The organism is Thermococcus sp. (assembly GCF_015523185.1).
Taxonomy (GTDB): domain Archaea; phylum Methanobacteriota_B; class Thermococci; order Thermococcales; family Thermococcaceae; genus Thermococcus.
Genome location: NZ_WAKV01000023.1, coordinates 1 through 15010 on the forward strand (window position 1 = coordinate 1; position 15010 = coordinate 15010).

Genomic DNA, 15010 nt, shown 5'->3' on the forward strand with positions numbered 1-15010 from the left:
GGAAAACGGAAAATATCTCCTAACTTTTGAAATTACCGACAAAAACAACTTCACAATGCCCCTCGAGGTCGAAGTAAAAACCCAAACAAAGAGTTTCGTCAAAAGAGTCTGGGTTAACGGGACTGCAAGGGTGGAATTCGAATTAAACGATAAACCCAGGATAATAATCCTCGACCCAGATGAATGGATGGTCAACGAGAACAGAGGGTACCCGTTAAAAGGTATTGAGATAATCATTAATTAAGACGTAAAAAGAAACAAATAAGAACGAAACCACACATATGAAGGGGAGGAGAAATAACAATGCCCAAGGTTAAACCTTTAGTGGTGCCGTTGTCCCTGTTAGTACTCCTTTTCACATATTACCTGACTCAGTCACCTGCTCCTCCAAAGCCGGACTTCCAGCTCAACGTCTCCCCGATTTCCGAGTGTTCCGGCAACGTCTGCGTCGAGGTGAACCCCTACATCGAGCTGACGGACGTTGTTTTCCACCTCGCCGGCTGGAACTCTGGCAACGTTACTCCCTACTCCCAAGAGGTTGAGTCTTACTTCTCCCCCTACAGGAATCACAGGGCAGTGCTCCTCGCCAAAAAAGCCCTGAGAGAGGGTTTGGAGTACGACGCCATCCCAAGTTTGCGATGGAGCTGAACTCAACGGAGTGGAGCACCTACCTCGTGGGCAGAGTTCACGGGAACGAAAGGCTCCTCAACGAACTCGCCACGGCCATGAAAGATTTCGCCCGGGAATCGAACTTTTCAACCTTCTATAAGAACCACAGCGGGTTTTACAGGGAGCAGATAAGACTGTTTTTAGAGGAGAATCCCGATGTTTCTAACCTTCCTCACTTCGAGGAGAGGTTCTTTGGAGAAAAGAAAAAGCGCTGGGTTTTCGTCCTTCAGCCCCTTGAGGCGTACTACAGCTACAGCAGCTGGGAAAACGGCACCGTTTATGCATTTCTCGGTGTCTGCTCCTTCTCCAACGGAACGCTCTCCTACTGCAGTGCCTCCGCCCACGAGCTTGCCCACAGCTTCGTCAACCCTGCGGTGGACAGACACTCCGGGGAGATCAAGAAGTATGAGGAAATGTTCTCGCCGGTAAAAGACGTCATGACTTCCATGGGATACTCAGGCTGGAAGACCTACCTCGACGAGACCCTTGTCCGGGCGTTTGAGGCCTACTACATACTCAAAACGGAGGGAAACCAGAGCGCTAAGAGGTTCATAAAGGGTCAGGAAGCCCTCGGGTTCTACCTCGTTGGGAGGGTTTACGGGGCTTGCCTGACGGACTACCTGCCGAACGGGGAGAAGTATCAAACCTTCGAGAGCTTCATGCCCGAACTCGCGAGGCTTATGGGGGAATGGTACAGGGAAGGCATTTGGAGGAACATCTCACCGGAGCCAACCATCAGAATGGTTTTCATGGCGTTTAAAACGAAGGGCGTTAAGGTGTATTCTCCAAACCTCTCGGAGAGCACGTACGTTAAGAACTACGTTGGAATGCTTGAAAAGGCCGGTTTTAAGGTAGCCTTTACAGAGGTGCTCGAAAGCGACAACCTCATCGTCATCGCCCCGTTGGACTCCCCCATTACTCATAAACTCAACAGGTACGTGGAGATAAGGAACAACTCCGTCGTTCTCAATGGGGTTGAGTATTCAAAGGGAGTCTTCCTCGTTGAGGCCCTGAGAAATCCAGAGGGGAAAGGATTCGTCCTATTAATTGCGGGAACGCCGAACGTGTTCAAAAGGAAACCCTCCGGAAACGGTGACGAGAGCTTACTAAACTACCACTACTTCCTCTACCTGACGAACCTGAAGAGGGCGATCGCCTTCGGATAAACCAAACTACATGATAAAACACTGCCCCAACCCACATGAATCTTCAAATCGGGGAAAACCGTTTAAGCCCACCTTTTCTTTATCCTCCGGTGGTGGGATGAGAGTTGGAATCGCTGGCGACGGAATAGCTGGCCTGACGTCTGCCATAGCCCTGGCCAAGAGGGGTTTCGAGGTCACAGTTATTGGTCCGGGAATCAGGAGGAGCAACTCATACCTCGCTCAAGCGGGGATAGCGTTTCCGATTTTGGAGGGGGATTCCGTCAAGGCCCACGTCCTCGACACTCTCCGGGCCGGGAAGTACATCAACGACGAGGAAGTCGTGTGGAGTGTAATCTCGAAGGCGAGCGAGGCCTATAACTTCCTGACTTCCCTTGGCCTAAAGTTCGAGGCGAGCGAGACCGAAGGTGGGCACTCCTTCCACAGGGTCTTCACGATAAAGAACGAGACGGGGAAGCACGTCACAAAGCTCCTCTATTTACGTGCCAAAGAGCTTGGCGTCCACTTCGTTAAAGGAAAGGCCGAGGAACTTGCGATAAAGAGGGGAAAGACCTACGGCGTTTTCGTTGAAGGGGAATTTCTGCCCTTTGACGCGACCGTTGTAGCTTCCGGGGGTTTCTCGGGCCTCTTCAAGTTCACGGCAGGAAGTGAAACTAACACAGGGCTCTTAATCGGCGACGCCATGATGAAGGGTGCCCCCTCGAGGGATTTAGAGTTCGTCCAGTTCCATCCCACTGGATACATAGGAAGGAACGGCGTCTTCCTAATCAGCGAGGCCGTTCGTGGGGCCGGAGCGAAGCTGATAACTGAGGATGGAGAGCGCTTCGTTAACGAGCTCTCGACGAGGGACATCGTGGCAAGGGCCATATACAGGCAGATGCAATTGGGGAAGAGGGTCTTCCTGGATGCCCGCTCGATAGAAAACTTCAAGAGACGCTTTCCACAGATATACGCCTTCCTGAGGAAGGACGGCCTCGACCCCTCAAAGGAGCTAATCCCGGTCTCGCCGATAGCCCATTACACGATGGGCGGAATAGCGGTTGACCTCTGGTACAGAACGGGAATTAAAAACCTCTACGCAATAGGAGAAGCGGCTTCCAACGGCTTCCACGGAGCGAACAGGCTGGCGAGCAACTCGCTCCTTGAGTGCATTGTTTCGGGCCTGGAGGTTGCCAGAACGATAGCTAGGGAAAAGCCGAGGTGCAGGGAAGTCAAGGAACCGACTTACCACGGCTATGAGCTCGGAGACGTTGACTCCCTCAGGGAGCTCCTCTGGAGCCACGCTGGAATCGTCAGGAGTGGTGGGGGCCTTAGAACAGGTCTGAAAAAACTTGAGGGAATCGAGGCCGACCCGAGGTTGAAGCTCCTCGCCCGGGGTGTTCTGGAGTGCGCCTTAGCGAGGGAGGAGAGCAGGGGAAGCCACTACCGTGAGGACTTTCCCGAGATGAGGAAGGCCTTCGAGAGACCGAGCTTCTTCAATGGGAGGTGCAAGCTTTGAACCGAGCGGTTTAAATACGTCCTAGTACAACATCCAACGGTGGGAGTATGCCAAGGGCTATCGAGGCAGTCTATGAAAATGGGGTAATAAAACCCCTGAAACCCCTTTCCCTGCCCTCGAAACGATTGATAGTTTACATAGAGGAGAAAAGGTTCTCGGAGCTTATAGACGAGCTTGAACTTGAGGCCAGGGAGGACATTGATGAGAGCATTGCCACGGTCAGGGGTAGGAACGATGAAAGTGGTTCTTGACACGAGTGTTATAGTAAAGGCTCTCCTACGACCGAGGCGGAGCCTTCCCCAAAAGGTTCTCGAACGTGAAAACAGGACTCATGAAAAAGCCAGGCTTGTGGTTCACCTATGTGATGACCACGAAGTCCTTCTCCCAAAGGCTTGCCTCGTGGAAGTGGCCAACGTTCTTAAGCGGAACGGTCATGGCGATGTTATACTCGACATTTTGGAATCCCTCTCACTCTCATACAACCTCGTACCGGAGGAAATGATATTCGAGGAGGCCATTAATGTTGCCTCAAAAACCGGTGCTTCCGGTTTGATTGTTACTTCATGGCTCTCGCCCTTGTGGAGGAGGCCCTCCTAATTACCGATGACGTAAAGATGGCTTTTCACGCAAGAAATCTGGGTATTAAGACCCTTCTCCTTAGGGAAGCCAGTGGGGAAGAGATTCAGGTTCTCCTTCAGGGATAAGCTTAACCAAAGGTGTCCAAAAACCCTTTTAATTCCCCTCTTCTACCCCCGCTGAAGAGGTGAGAGTATGGAAAAGGAGAAGCTAATAGCGGAAATTAAGAGACTTAAGGAGGAGCGCAACGCGATAATCATGGCCCACAACTACCAGTTGCCTGAGGTTCAAGATATAGCAGACTTTCTGGGGGACAGCCTCGAACTCGCGAGGAAAGCGGTCAACGTTGACGCCGATGTGATAGTCTTCGCCGGCGTTGACTTCATGGCCGAGACTGCCAAAATCCTGAACCCCGAAAAGACGGTCCTCCTTCCGACGAGAAGGGCGACCTGCGCCATGGCCAACATGCTCAGGCCAGAGCACATCATCGAGGCGAAGAAGAAGTACCCAGATGCTCCAGTGGTTCTCTACGTCAACAGCTCCGCCGAGACGAAGGCCTTAGCCGACGTAACCGTCACTTCCGCCAACGCCGTCAAAATAGTTGAAAAGCTTGATTCCGACGTGGTAATCTTCGGCCCGGACAAGAACCTCGCCTACTACGTGGCCAAGCAGACCGGGAAGAGAGTTATCCCAGTCCCCGAATACGGCCACTGCTACGTCCACAAAAAGTTCACCGTTGAGGACGTTGAACGCGCGAGGAAACTTTATCCAAACGCCAAGCTGATGGTCCACCCGGAATGCGAGCCGGAAGTGCAGGAGAAGGCTGATATAATCGTCTCCACGGGCGGGATGATAAGGCACGCCCCGGAGTGGAACGAGTGGGTCGTCTTCACCGAGAGGGAGATGGTCTACCGGCTGAGCAGGCTCTATCCGTCCATAAAGTTCCACCCCGCGAGGGAAGACGCGACCTGCATCGGGATGAAGGCGATAACGCTAAACCACATCTACGAGTCCCTCCGCGACATGAAGTACGCCATAGAGGTTCCGGGAGAGATAGCCGAAAAGGCCCGGAGAGCCATCGAGAGGATGCTTGAGATGAGCTGAGGTGTTAAGTCTGGAGTGAAAGGTTTTGGAGATTTTTGTTAAGTATGGAGGGAAAGTCATGGTTCCACTCTCATATCTCCTCAGGTTCATTGAGGAGGACGCCCCCTTTGGGGACATCACAAGCGAGATGGTTATCCCGGAAGGGGTGAGGGCGAAGGCAATTGTCATAGCTAAGCAAGAAGGTGTCATAGCGGGCGTTGAGGAAGCCAGAGCCCTCTTCGAACACTTCAGCGTTAAAGTTAAGACCCAAAAGCGCGACGGCGAGGAAGTTAAGAAGGGCGACGTCATCCTTGAGCTTGAGGGTGAAGCAAGGGCCATCCTGCTCGTTGAGAGGACAGCTTTGAACGTTATGGGCAGGATGAGTGGAATAGCAACGGAAGTCAGTAGGCTCGTTGAAAGGGTTAAAGCCATCAATCCGAAGGTCAAAATCGCGGGGACGAGGAAGACCCTCCTCAAACCAATAGACAAGAGGGCAATCCTCATAGGCGGTGGCGAGCCACACAGATTTTCTCTCAGCGACGCGATACTCATAAAGGACAACCACCTCGCCCTGGTTCCTCTGAAGGAAGCAGTAAGACGGGCAAAGGCATTCAGCGCTTACAAGGTCGTCGAGGTTGAGGTCGAGACCCTTGAGGATGCTCTTAAAGCCGCTAAAGCCGGGGCCGACGTGGTCATGCTCGACAACATGACGCCTGAAAAAATAGCTGAGACTATAGAAGCCTTAAGGCGTGAAGGCCTTCGCGAGAGGGTTAAAATCGAGGTCTCCGGCGGGATAACGCCCAAGAACATCGAAGAATACGCGAAGCTCGACATCGATGTCATAAGTCTGGGCTATCTGACGCACTCCGTCAGGAACTTTGACGTGAGCCTTGAAATCCTTGGTAGAGTTGAGTGAACTCCTTCGGTTTTTCATGACGTTCTTTGAACATTTTTTACGAAAACCCTGCATTGGTGGTGGCAAGGCTTATAATCCACTGAGACGTTCATCTAAATGAGGTGGTGAAGATGAACAAGTTGAAGGTTATCGAGGCAAAGGGGACGGAGAGGCTCAAGAGGGGTTTCGCCAAGATGGTCAAGGGTGGCGTGATTATGGACGTCACCAACGCCGAGCAGGCGAGGATTGCGGAAGAGGCCGGAGCCGTCTCGGTCATGGCTCTCCACCGCGTTCCGGCGGACATCAGGAAGGCCGGTGGCGTTGCCAGAATGGCCCCGATAGAGAAGATTCAGGAGATAATGGACGCTGTGACGATTCCGGTCATGGCGAAGGTGAGGATTGGTCACGTCGCCGAGGCGAGAATCCTCGAAGCTCTGGGCGTTGACATGATTGATGAGAGCGAAGTTCTAACCCCGTCCGACCCGTTCTTCCACATAGACAAGCGCGAGTTTAAGGTCCCCTTCGTCTGCGGTGCAAGGAACCTCGGTGAGGCAGTTAGGAGGATATGGGAAGGCTCAGCAATGATAAGGACCAAGGGCGAGGCCGGAACTGGAAACATAGTTGAAGCAGTTAGGCACGTCCGCCTCGTTGCCGAGGGAATAAGGCAGATACAGGCCATGACCGACGAGCAGGTCTACGGCGTTGCCGAGAAGTTCGCCGAGCCCTACCTGAGGCTTGCCCTCAACGTCAAGGAGATAGCTGGACTTCCAGTGAAGGTTCTCGAGAACGAGCCGATTTACGGCCACTACACCTACCGCGAGATAGTTGAAGGCCTTTACAAGGTTCTTCTGGAGATAAAGAAGCTTGGAAGACTTCCGGTTGTGAACTTCGCGGCCGGGGGTGTTGCAACCCCAGCAGATGCCGCTTTGATGATGCAGATGGGCATGGACGGTGTCTTCGTCGGTTCCGGAATCTTCAAGAGCTCCAACCCGGAGAAGATGGCGAGGGCAATAGTTGAGGCCGTAAACCACTGGGACGAGCCGGATGTTCTCGTCGAGATAAGCAGGGACATCGGCGAACCCATGCGCGGACAGGACATCGAGGAGCTTGAAGTCCGCCTCGAGGAGAGGGGCGTTTGAGCCCTTCCCCACTCTTTTGGGGGGATTGAAATGGTCAAGGTAGGCGTCATAGGCCTCCAAGGAGACGTCAGCGAGCACATCGAGGCAAGCAAACGGGCCTTAGAGAACCTCGGTGTCTCCGGGGAGGTAATCTGGCTCAGGAAACCAAACCAGCTGGAGGGAATCTCTGCAATCATAATCCCAGGTGGAGAAAGCACCACTATCTCGCGCCTGATGGTCAAGAACGGCCTCCTTGAGCCGGTCAAAAAGCTCGGCGAAGACGGCCTTCCAATAATGGGCACCTGCGCCGGCCTGATAATGCTCTCGAAGGAAGTAATCGGCGCAACCCCTGAGCAGAGGTTCCTTGAGCTCCTCGATGTCAAGGTGAACAGAAACGCCTACGGCAGGCAAGTAGACAGCTTCGAGGCACCTATAAAGCTGGCCTTCAGCGACGAGCCCTTCACGGGCGTCTTCATCCGCGCGCCAAGGATAGTCGAGCTTTTGAGTGATAAGGTAAAGCCGATAGCGTGGCTCGGCGAGAGGGTTGTTGGCGTTGAACAGGACAACATAATCGGCCTTGAGTTTCACCCGGAGCTAACCGATGACACGAGGGTTCACGAGTACTTTTTGAGGAAGGCCCTCTGATTGACAAATTTTTCTCAATTTTAGTCAGAAAACTTTTTAATTTTAACTTTCTCTTGCCAACAAGGTGATACCGTGAAAGCCGTCGTGTGCCCCTACTGTGGTTTTGGATGCAGGCTCCTCGTAGATGAGAAAACGATGAAGGTGAAGCCTTACCCCGGCGAGCCAAACAGGGGAAAGCTCTGCCCGAAAGGTCTACACTCAACTGAGTTCGTTCGCTCGGGCGGAAGGCTCAGGAGACCCCTTAAAAGGGTTGGCTCCGCGATGGTTCCGGTGAGCTGGGGTGTCGCGATAGAGGAGATATCCAACAAGCTCCTCGAAATTAGGGAGCTTTACGGGGCGGATGCGGTCTCATTTCTGGCGTCATCAAAAATCAGCAACGAGGAGAACTACCTCGTCCAGAAGATTGCGCGCCTCTTCGGGACGAACAACATAGACAACTGCGCTAGGCTTTGCCACGAGGCGAGCGTTCACGCTCTCAAACTTGCCGTTGGAACCGGAGCTCAAACGAACCCCTACGAGGATTTGGAGGCCTTTAACGCGATACTCATCTGGGGTTACAACCCTGCCGAGACGCATCCGGTTGTAATGGACTACATCCTGAGGGCGAAGAGAAACGGCGCGAAAATTATCGTCGTTGATGTCAGGGAAACGAGGACGATGGTCTTCGCCGACTACAAACTTGTAATCAGGCCTGGAACGGACATAACTCTCGCCAACGCGATTGCCAACGTCATCATCAGGGAGGAGCTCTACGACGAGGACTTCGTCCGTTCAAGAACGGATGGTTTTTCTGAGGTCAGGATGGGGGTTATGAAGTACAAGCCGGAATACGCGGAGAAGGTAACCGGTGTTTCTGCAGAGACGATACAGGAAGTCGCAAGGACATTTGCCCGGGCAGGTAGAGGGGCACTAATGTGGGGAATGGGCCTTACACAGCACGTTTCTGGGGTGGAAAACGTTCTGGCTGTGATAAACCTGGCCTTGCTCCTCGGGTACATCGGTGAAAGGGGCGGTCTCTACCCAATGCGCGGGCAGAACAACGTTCAGGGCGCGGCATACATGGGTGCCCTCAGCGAGTTTCTTCCCGGCTACATTCCTCTCACCGACGAGCGCTTCAGGAAGCGCGTTGCTTCGCTCTGGGGCGTTGAGGACCTTCCGACCGAGAGGGGCCTCTACTTAACGGAGCTCTGGGACGCGATAGAGAGGGGCGATGTAAGGGCCCTCTACATCGTCGGCGAGAATCCAGCGGTCAGCGAGGCCGACTTTATCCATGTGAGAAAGGCCCTAAGAAAGCTCGACCTCTTGGTTGTCCAGGACCTATTCATGACGAGGACAGCTCGCTACGCCCACTACGTTCTTCCGGCTTCGGCTTTCTGTGAGAAGAGCGGCAGTTACATGAACAGCGAGAGGAGAATCCAGTGGAGTCACAGGGTCTGCGAGCCCTACGGGGATTCCAAACCCGATTGGAAGATTCTGATGATGCTGGGAAAAGCACTCGGTTTGCCCGGCTTTGACTATTCGAGTATCGAGGAAATAACAGCGGAGTACTTCAGGCTCTTTCCGGAGCTTGAGGAGAGGAGCGTTGAAGAGCTCAAGAACTCGGACGGAATCTTCCTGCCCAGGAAGAGGCTCCACACGTGGGAGTTTGCCACTCCAGACGGAAAGGCGAGGCTCATAGCAGTTGAGCAGATAGAACCATGGGAGAGACCAGACAAAGAGTACCCCCTTGTTCTCACCACGGTGAGGAAGATAAGCCACTATAACACGGGCGAGATGACGCTGAGGAGCTCGTCGCTGGTCAGGCTCATGGGCGAGCCGAAGGCTTTAATCAACGAGAAAGACGCTAAAAAGCTCGGAATAAACGACGGTGACTGGGTGGAGATAGAGACGAGGCGCGGGAAGATAAGGATGCGCGCCAAGGTCGGTGGGGTTCCTGAAGGAGTTATAGCCGTTCCCTTTCACTTCAAGGCTAACAAACTTACGAGCCCAGCTTTGAACAAGGCCGGAACGCCGGAGTTCAAGTTCTCGGCGTGCAGGGTGAAAAGATTTGGTTAGGTTTTTATTCCATAACTCCCAAATCCTAGAGGTGGTCGGATGGGGGAAGTTACCGTTACGGTTCCCTCGGACCTGGTTAGGATTCTGAAGGTTGACAGGGACGAGGTTCCGAGGGTGGTGAGGCTGTACCTCGCCGTTGAGCTCTACAGGGAGGGGCTGATTAGCCTCGGAAAAGCCGCTGAGATTGCCGGTCTTAGCAAGTGGGAGATGATGGAAGTCCTAGCATCGAAGGGAGTTCCCTTGAACTACAACCGAAGGGACCTCGAAGAGGACATTGAAATACTGGAGAGGTTGGTATGAAGGTTGTATCCAACTCGGGTCCTCTCATAGCGCTGGCAAAGGTTGGAAAGCTTTACGTTCTCAGAGAGCTCTTTGGGAAGATTATCATTCCTAGAGCGGTATGGATTGAGGTCGTTGAGAAGGACAGGGGAAAGCCCGGTTCCGACGAGGTGGCTTCCGCCGAGTGGATAGAGGTTGTAGAGGTCAAAGACAGGCTAAGTGTTGATATCCTTAGGAGTGAAATCGAGATTGGGGAGGCAGAGGCAATAGTCTTGGCCAAGGAGCTTGATGCTGACCTCCTTCTCCTGGACGAGAAAATCCCCCGCATAATAGCCAAGTCACTCGGACTTAACGTGACGGGAAGCCTTGCGGTTCTGTTTCTGGCGTGGAAGAGGGGACTTATTGATGAGGACATAGATGATTTGATTCGAGAACTCAGGTCGAAAGGCGTGTACTTCAGTGACGAAGTCGTGAAGGCCCTTAAGGAAAAATACGGTAGAACCTGAACGCCCACTCCGGATACTCCCCCGTGAGACACGCCAGGCATAGGTCCCTCCTGCCAACGGCCCGGATGAGGCCCTCAACGCTGAGGTAAGCGAGGCTGTCCGCTCCGACTGCTTTTTTAACCTTTTCTACGCCTCCAAAGGCCGCTATGAGCTCGTGCCTATTGGGTATGTCTATCCCCATGTAGCATGGGTACCTTATCGGTGGCGAGGCTATTCTGACGTGCACTTCCTTTGCACCGGCCTTCCTGAGCATCTCTACTATACGTTTCATGGTCGTGCCCCTGACTATCGAATCATCGACGAGAACCACGCGCCTTCCGCTGACGACCTCATTCACCGGCGAGAGCTTGAGCTTAACCTTCAGCTCGCGGTTGAACTGGCTCGGGGTTATGAAGGTCCTCCCTATGTAGCGGTTCTTTATCAAGCCTTCAGCGTAAGGAATCCCGCTTTCCTGAGAAAAGCCGAGAGCGGCCGCTCTTCCCGAGTCCGGCACGGCTATAACGACGTCTCCATCAACCGGGCTCTCTCTTGCCAGCTCCTTACCCATCCTTACCCTCGCAACGTAGACGCTCGTTCCGTCGAGAACACTGTCGGGTCTTGCGAAGTAGATGTACTCGAAAACGCAGTGGCGGTGGCTTTCCTTCGCCAGAACCCTGCTTTCAACTCCGTTCTCAGAGAGAAGAAAGACCTCTCCAGGTTTGACGTCCCTTATTTCACCGCCATCAGACTCGTCCACGAAGAGCCTTAGAGCAGAATCCTCAGAAGCGAAGTAGTGACCATTAAAGAAGCCGTAGCTCAGCGGTCTGAAGCCGAGGGGGTCCCTAGCAACGAGTATCTCCTCCTCGAAGAGGAACGCCACCGAGTAGGCGCCTTTAACCTCCTCAAAAACCGCTTTCATCGCCTCGAACTCGTCGCCGGTCTCATTTAAATTCCAGAGAAACGAAATCCCCAGGAGTTCAGAATCAACGGAGTGGTGAAATTTGACACCGAGCTTTTCATACCTTCCCCGGAGGAGCTTGAAGTTCGTGAGCGTCCCGTTGTGGGCAACCGCTATTCTCATCCCACAGCACTCCGTTTCGAGGGGCTGGGTCTCGTTGAGCGAGCCAGAAGTGGAATACCGGACATGGGCAATTGCGAGGTCTGATTTCATCTTGGTGAGCTCTCCGTCCCTGAAGACCTCTGAGACAAGGCCCTTTCCGGCGAGGGTTCTTATCCTGTTCCGCCAGACGCTTATTCCGGCACTCTCCTGACCCCTGTGCTGTAAAGCTAGGAGTGCATAGTAGGCCTTCTTTGGAGCGTTTTCGGAGAGTGTTGCAAAGATGCCGCATTTCTCTCGCATCGCCACCACCGACTGACATTAAAAAGTAAATAATCCTACGTTAAGTCCACCGAATTTAGGTGTTTGTGTTTAAAAGCTTTGCCTGTATTTTTACATAAATAAATCTAAAAAATCCTTAAAAGATGTCTAATTTTACATAAACATGGTGATTTACTTGGAGGTTTACGAGGGCAAGGCCAAGAGGGTAATCCCTTTCGACAACGGCAAGGCGATAATGGAGTTCAAGGACGATGCAACCGCCTTTGACGGGAAAAAAAGGGCCCGATTTAGAGGTAAGGGCTGGCTCAACGCCCAGATTAGTGCCCATCTCTTCAGGGTTCTGGAGGAGAACGGCGTAAAGACTCACTTCATAGGCATAGCCGGTGACAACAGACTCATCGTTGAGCGTCTCAAAATGTATCCTCTCGAGATTGTAGTGAGAAACGTCGTCGCTGGAAGTCTCAAAAAGCGCCTTCCCCTTGAGGATGGAACGGAGCTCAGTGAGCCGATAGTCGAGCTCTACTACAAGGACGACGGCCTCGGCGACCCGATGATAAATCACTATCACGCGAAGGTTCTGGGGGTAAGCGAAGACGAGCTCAGGGAGATGGAAAGGATAGCCCTCAGGGTGAACGAGATTCTCAGGAAGTACTTCGCCAAGCGCGGGATAATCCTAGTGGACTTCAAACTGGAGTTCGGAAAGAACGAGAGAGGCGAGATTGTCCTCGGAGACGAGATAAGCCCCGACACCTGCCGCTTCTGGGATGCAAAAACCGGTGAGAGCCTCGACAAGGACGTCTTCCGCTTCAACAAGGGCGACCTGATTTCAACCTACGAGAGGCTCTATAAGAGGCTCACGGGCGAAACTCCGAGTCATAGGTGATTAGAACGGTGTAGCAACCTTTCTCATCCTCCTCTATTTCTATTCTCCTCAGCCTAACCCCGTAGGTTTTCACCGCCTCCTCGACAACAGCTGGAAGCTCCTCTAAGAAGGCCTTTCTCTTTGCTGTAAACATCATTTTATCCCACCCACGTTGAGAACCTGCCTGAGGGTTTTTAATTGCTTCTCCTCAAGGCTCTTCTCGTCGAAGACCAAGACCAACATTCCGCCGTAGAGGGCCACGTAGTCGGAGAGTGTTGCCAAGAACTTAAGGACGGAACGGAAGTCGTTGTACATGAGAAGGTATTCGAGGCCTTCGATAACGACCACGCCAATCACTTCCTCACGGTGGGCTTCAGCTAGGTATGAGCGGGTCTTCTCTATTATCCTGTGGAGCTGAGTCGGGCCTACGTTGCCAGCGCCTTCGACGGCGGTCAGGAGGTGCACCTCCCACGCCTCGGGAAAGTCCCGACGGCGGGTAAAGGCCAGAACCGGAAAGTCAGATAGTGCCTCCACGTAGTTACTAAACTCACTTGGGCTGATTAGAAAGACCCCCTTTCTTACCAGCGGAGGTCTGTCCTCGGGGACAACGTACTCAAACCTTTCGGAGAGAACCATCTTAACGAAGGCCAGAACCTCAATCATGGTTAGGAAGGCACCAATTGCGAACCCAATCGGGGCAAACCATCCGACCGGCCTGAGGAAGGGGTAGTCCATCTTGTGAAGGCCGTGTGCCACAAGGGTAACGCTCAGAATGGCCCCGGTCCTGGGATAGAACCTCCTCACCGTCCAGAAAACAACCCCTGCTATTGCGTAGAAAATCCCGGAGATTCCAAAGGAAAGATATAATGGGTTGGGTTTACTCGTAACAAGTGAATGCAGTAGTGCGTAGAGCACAACATAGGTGGAAACCGTTACCGGAAGGACAAGGGCGGCGACCTTGAGGTACTTTGTGGAAAACCCCAGGGCCTCCTCGTCGAGGAACGAGACTATTCCCGCGGTGAGGAAGGAAACCCCAAGGGCCTGAAAGAGGGGAACGCCTATTCCAAACCCCAGAATCTCTGAAACAATCGAGAAGGACGAGCTCAGAAAGAAGAACGCCCAGAAGATGAGAGAGTCCCTACGATACCTCCACCACCTCAGGAACAGAAAGAGACCCGCCGTGAGCTTGATGGAAAAACTAAACGCTTGTCCGGCCAGTAGGACGTTCATTACACCACCATTCGTTTTCCGTTCCGGCCAGATTAAAGCTTTACGCCGAAGTTCTCTACCCTGATTCCGGGCTCTTCGGTTACAACCCCAAGCTCAAAGCTCTCAAAGTGTCTGTTGAGGACATCGAGCGCTTCGTCCTTCTCCTCCGCCGGAACGACCGCGATGAAGCCGACCCCCATATTGAAGACCCGGAACATCTCCTCAAGCGGGACGCCGTTCTCGCGGATGAGTTTGAAGATTCCCGGGATGGGCGGTATCTCCAGCGAGAAGCCGTAGTCTGTTAAGCGCTTGAGGTTAGTCAGTCCTCCACCGGTTATGTGCGCCAATCCGTGAACCTTAACTTTCTCGATGAGCTCAAGAACCGCCCCAACGTAAATCCTCGTCGGTTCCAAAAGCCACTCCCAGAGCTTTTTACCTTCATACTCGTAGTCGAGGCCGTACTTTGGAATCAACAGCTTCCTCGCGAGGGTCAGGCCATTCGAGTGTATTCCCGAGCTTGAAATTCCAACAACAACGTCGCCCGGCTTTATCCTCTTGCCCGTTATCACATTTCCCTTTTCCACAACTCCTATGGCCGTTCCAGCCAAGTCAAAGCCGTTGATGAGGTCTGGCATAACCGCAGTCTCCCCGCCGACTATAGCGACTCCGGCCTGTTTAGCACCTTCGTAGAGTCCCCTAGCTATCTCCGAAAAGATTTTCTCATCGGGTTCCTTTACGGCCAGGTAATCCACCAGGGCGACCGGCTCCGCCCCAACGCAGAGCAAATCGTTGACGTTCATCGCTATCATGTCTATCCCTATCGTGTCGAACTTGCCAACCGCTTCCGCTATTAAAACCTTCGTCCCGACCCCGTCTGTGGTCATGGCCAGATAAAAGCTCCCGAAGTCCATCAGCGCCGCGTAGTGGCCGAGGTTTTCAGCAGGTTCGCCGATTCTGCCCTTCCTGAACTCGAAGGTTGCCTTCGCGAGCGAGATTATGCCCCTCAAAGCTCTGGCCGTTTTTTCATCATCAACTCCAGCCTCTGCATAGGTCAACATGGACACCACGGGGGAGAGTTCTGGGGTGGGCTTAAAAAGTTTGCCATTTTCTTGCCTAAAAATTCTTAAATATCTA

Annotated in this window: 17 protein-coding genes and 1 pseudogene; 14 read left to right on the plus strand and 4 right to left on the minus strand. The window is 53.0% G+C overall.

The window, feature by feature from the left end; translation table 11 throughout:
• From F7B33_RS02745 to F7B33_RS02805, 13 genes and pseudogenes are all read left to right on the plus strand, one after another.
• Nucleotides 1–244 (plus strand): annotated as a pseudogene (locus F7B33_RS02745) (aminopeptidase); the annotation flags it as partial.
• 89 nt (nucleotides 245–333) lie between these two features.
• The gene (locus F7B33_RS02750) at nucleotides 334–648 is read left to right on the plus strand and encodes a hypothetical protein (RefSeq protein ID WP_297066403.1); all 315 of its coding nucleotides are present in this window, start codon (nucleotides 334–336) and stop codon (nucleotides 646–648) included.
• Nucleotides 639–1835, plus strand: a complete 1197-nt coding sequence (locus F7B33_RS02755) for a DUF4932 domain-containing protein (protein ID WP_297072974.1) — start codon at nucleotides 639–641, stop codon at nucleotides 1833–1835. The genes F7B33_RS02750 and F7B33_RS02755 overlap by 10 nt, the downstream gene beginning before the upstream one ends.
• Before the next feature lie 97 nt (nucleotides 1836–1932).
• Complete coding sequence (locus F7B33_RS02760) at nucleotides 1933–3330, plus strand: L-aspartate oxidase (RefSeq protein WP_297072976.1); 1398 nt, start codon at nucleotides 1933–1935, stop codon at nucleotides 3328–3330.
• 47 nt (nucleotides 3331–3377) lie between these two features.
• Nucleotides 3378–3581: an antitoxin family protein gene (locus tag F7B33_RS02765; RefSeq protein ID WP_297066409.1), complete on the plus strand. Its 204-nt coding sequence runs from the start codon at nucleotides 3378–3380 to the stop codon at nucleotides 3579–3581.
• On the plus strand, nucleotides 3565–3927 hold the full coding sequence (locus tag F7B33_RS02770; RefSeq protein WP_297072978.1) for a hypothetical protein: 363 nt from the start codon (nucleotides 3565–3567) through the stop codon (nucleotides 3925–3927). Before F7B33_RS02765 ends, F7B33_RS02770 begins: the two co-directional genes overlap by 17 nt.
• A gap of 174 nt (nucleotides 3928–4101) precedes the next feature.
• The gene (nadA, locus tag F7B33_RS02775) at nucleotides 4102–5010 is read left to right on the plus strand and encodes a quinolinate synthase NadA (RefSeq protein ID WP_297072981.1); all 909 of its coding nucleotides are present in this window, start codon (nucleotides 4102–4104) and stop codon (nucleotides 5008–5010) included.
• 58 nt (nucleotides 5011–5068) lie between these two features.
• The gene (nadC, locus tag F7B33_RS02780) at nucleotides 5069–5905 is read left to right on the plus strand and encodes a carboxylating nicotinate-nucleotide diphosphorylase (protein ID WP_297072982.1); all 837 of its coding nucleotides are present in this window, start codon (nucleotides 5069–5071) and stop codon (nucleotides 5903–5905) included.
• A gap of 110 nt (nucleotides 5906–6015) precedes the next feature.
• Nucleotides 6016–7023: a pyridoxal 5'-phosphate synthase lyase subunit PdxS gene (gene pdxS / locus F7B33_RS02785; protein WP_297072985.1), complete on the plus strand. Its 1008-nt coding sequence runs from the start codon at nucleotides 6016–6018 to the stop codon at nucleotides 7021–7023.
• A 30-nt stretch (nucleotides 7024–7053) separates the two neighbouring features.
• Entirely contained in the window at nucleotides 7054–7647 is a 594-nt protein-coding gene (gene pdxT, locus F7B33_RS02790) for a pyridoxal 5'-phosphate synthase glutaminase subunit PdxT (protein ID WP_297063381.1), read from the plus strand.
• A gap of 72 nt (nucleotides 7648–7719) precedes the next feature.
• Nucleotides 7720–9702 (plus strand): formate dehydrogenase subunit alpha, encoded by a 1983-nt coding sequence (gene fdhF / locus F7B33_RS02795; protein WP_297072987.1) that lies wholly within the window; start codon nucleotides 7720–7722, stop codon nucleotides 9700–9702.
• A gap of 39 nt (nucleotides 9703–9741) precedes the next feature.
• Nucleotides 9742–10002 (plus strand): UPF0175 family protein, encoded by a 261-nt coding sequence (locus F7B33_RS02800; RefSeq protein WP_297072989.1) that lies wholly within the window; start codon nucleotides 9742–9744, stop codon nucleotides 10000–10002.
• The gene (locus tag F7B33_RS02805) at nucleotides 9999–10487 is read left to right on the plus strand and encodes a DUF3368 domain-containing protein (RefSeq protein WP_297072991.1); all 489 of its coding nucleotides are present in this window, start codon (nucleotides 9999–10001) and stop codon (nucleotides 10485–10487) included. Before F7B33_RS02800 ends, F7B33_RS02805 begins: the two co-directional genes overlap by 4 nt.
• Here the strand turns inward: F7B33_RS02805 and purF are convergent.
• Nucleotides 10462–11826, minus strand: a complete 1365-nt coding sequence (purF, locus tag F7B33_RS02810; protein ID WP_297072993.1) for an amidophosphoribosyltransferase — start codon at nucleotides 11824–11826, stop codon at nucleotides 10462–10464. The two genes, F7B33_RS02805 and purF, sit on opposite strands and share 26 nt — an antisense overlap.
• A 154-nt stretch (nucleotides 11827–11980) precedes the next feature.
• Between purF and purC the strand changes: the two genes are divergently transcribed.
• Nucleotides 11981–12688: a phosphoribosylaminoimidazolesuccinocarboxamide synthase gene (gene purC, locus F7B33_RS02815; protein ID WP_297072997.1), complete on the plus strand. Its 708-nt coding sequence runs from the start codon at nucleotides 11981–11983 to the stop codon at nucleotides 12686–12688.
• Here purC and F7B33_RS02820 read toward each other — a convergent pair.
• From F7B33_RS02820 to purM, 3 genes are read right to left on the minus strand one after another with little or no spacing between them, the layout of a single operon-like run.
• On the minus strand, nucleotides 12660–12824 hold the full coding sequence (locus F7B33_RS02820; protein WP_297063762.1) for a hypothetical protein: 165 nt from the start codon (nucleotides 12822–12824) through the stop codon (nucleotides 12660–12662). The two genes, purC and F7B33_RS02820, sit on opposite strands and share 29 nt — an antisense overlap.
• Nucleotides 12821–13897 carry a DUF835 domain-containing protein gene (locus F7B33_RS02825; protein ID WP_297072995.1) on the minus strand — a complete coding sequence of 359 codons (1077 nt, stop codon included), beginning with the start codon at nucleotides 13895–13897 and terminating at the stop codon, nucleotides 12821–12823. Before F7B33_RS02825 ends, F7B33_RS02820 begins: the two co-directional genes overlap by 4 nt.
• A gap of 32 nt (nucleotides 13898–13929) precedes the next feature.
• Nucleotides 13930–14934 carry a phosphoribosylformylglycinamidine cyclo-ligase gene (gene purM, locus F7B33_RS02830; protein ID WP_297072998.1) on the minus strand — a complete coding sequence of 335 codons (1005 nt, stop codon included), beginning with the start codon at nucleotides 14932–14934 and terminating at the stop codon, nucleotides 13930–13932.
• Between the last annotated feature and the right edge of the window lie 76 nt (nucleotides 14935–15010).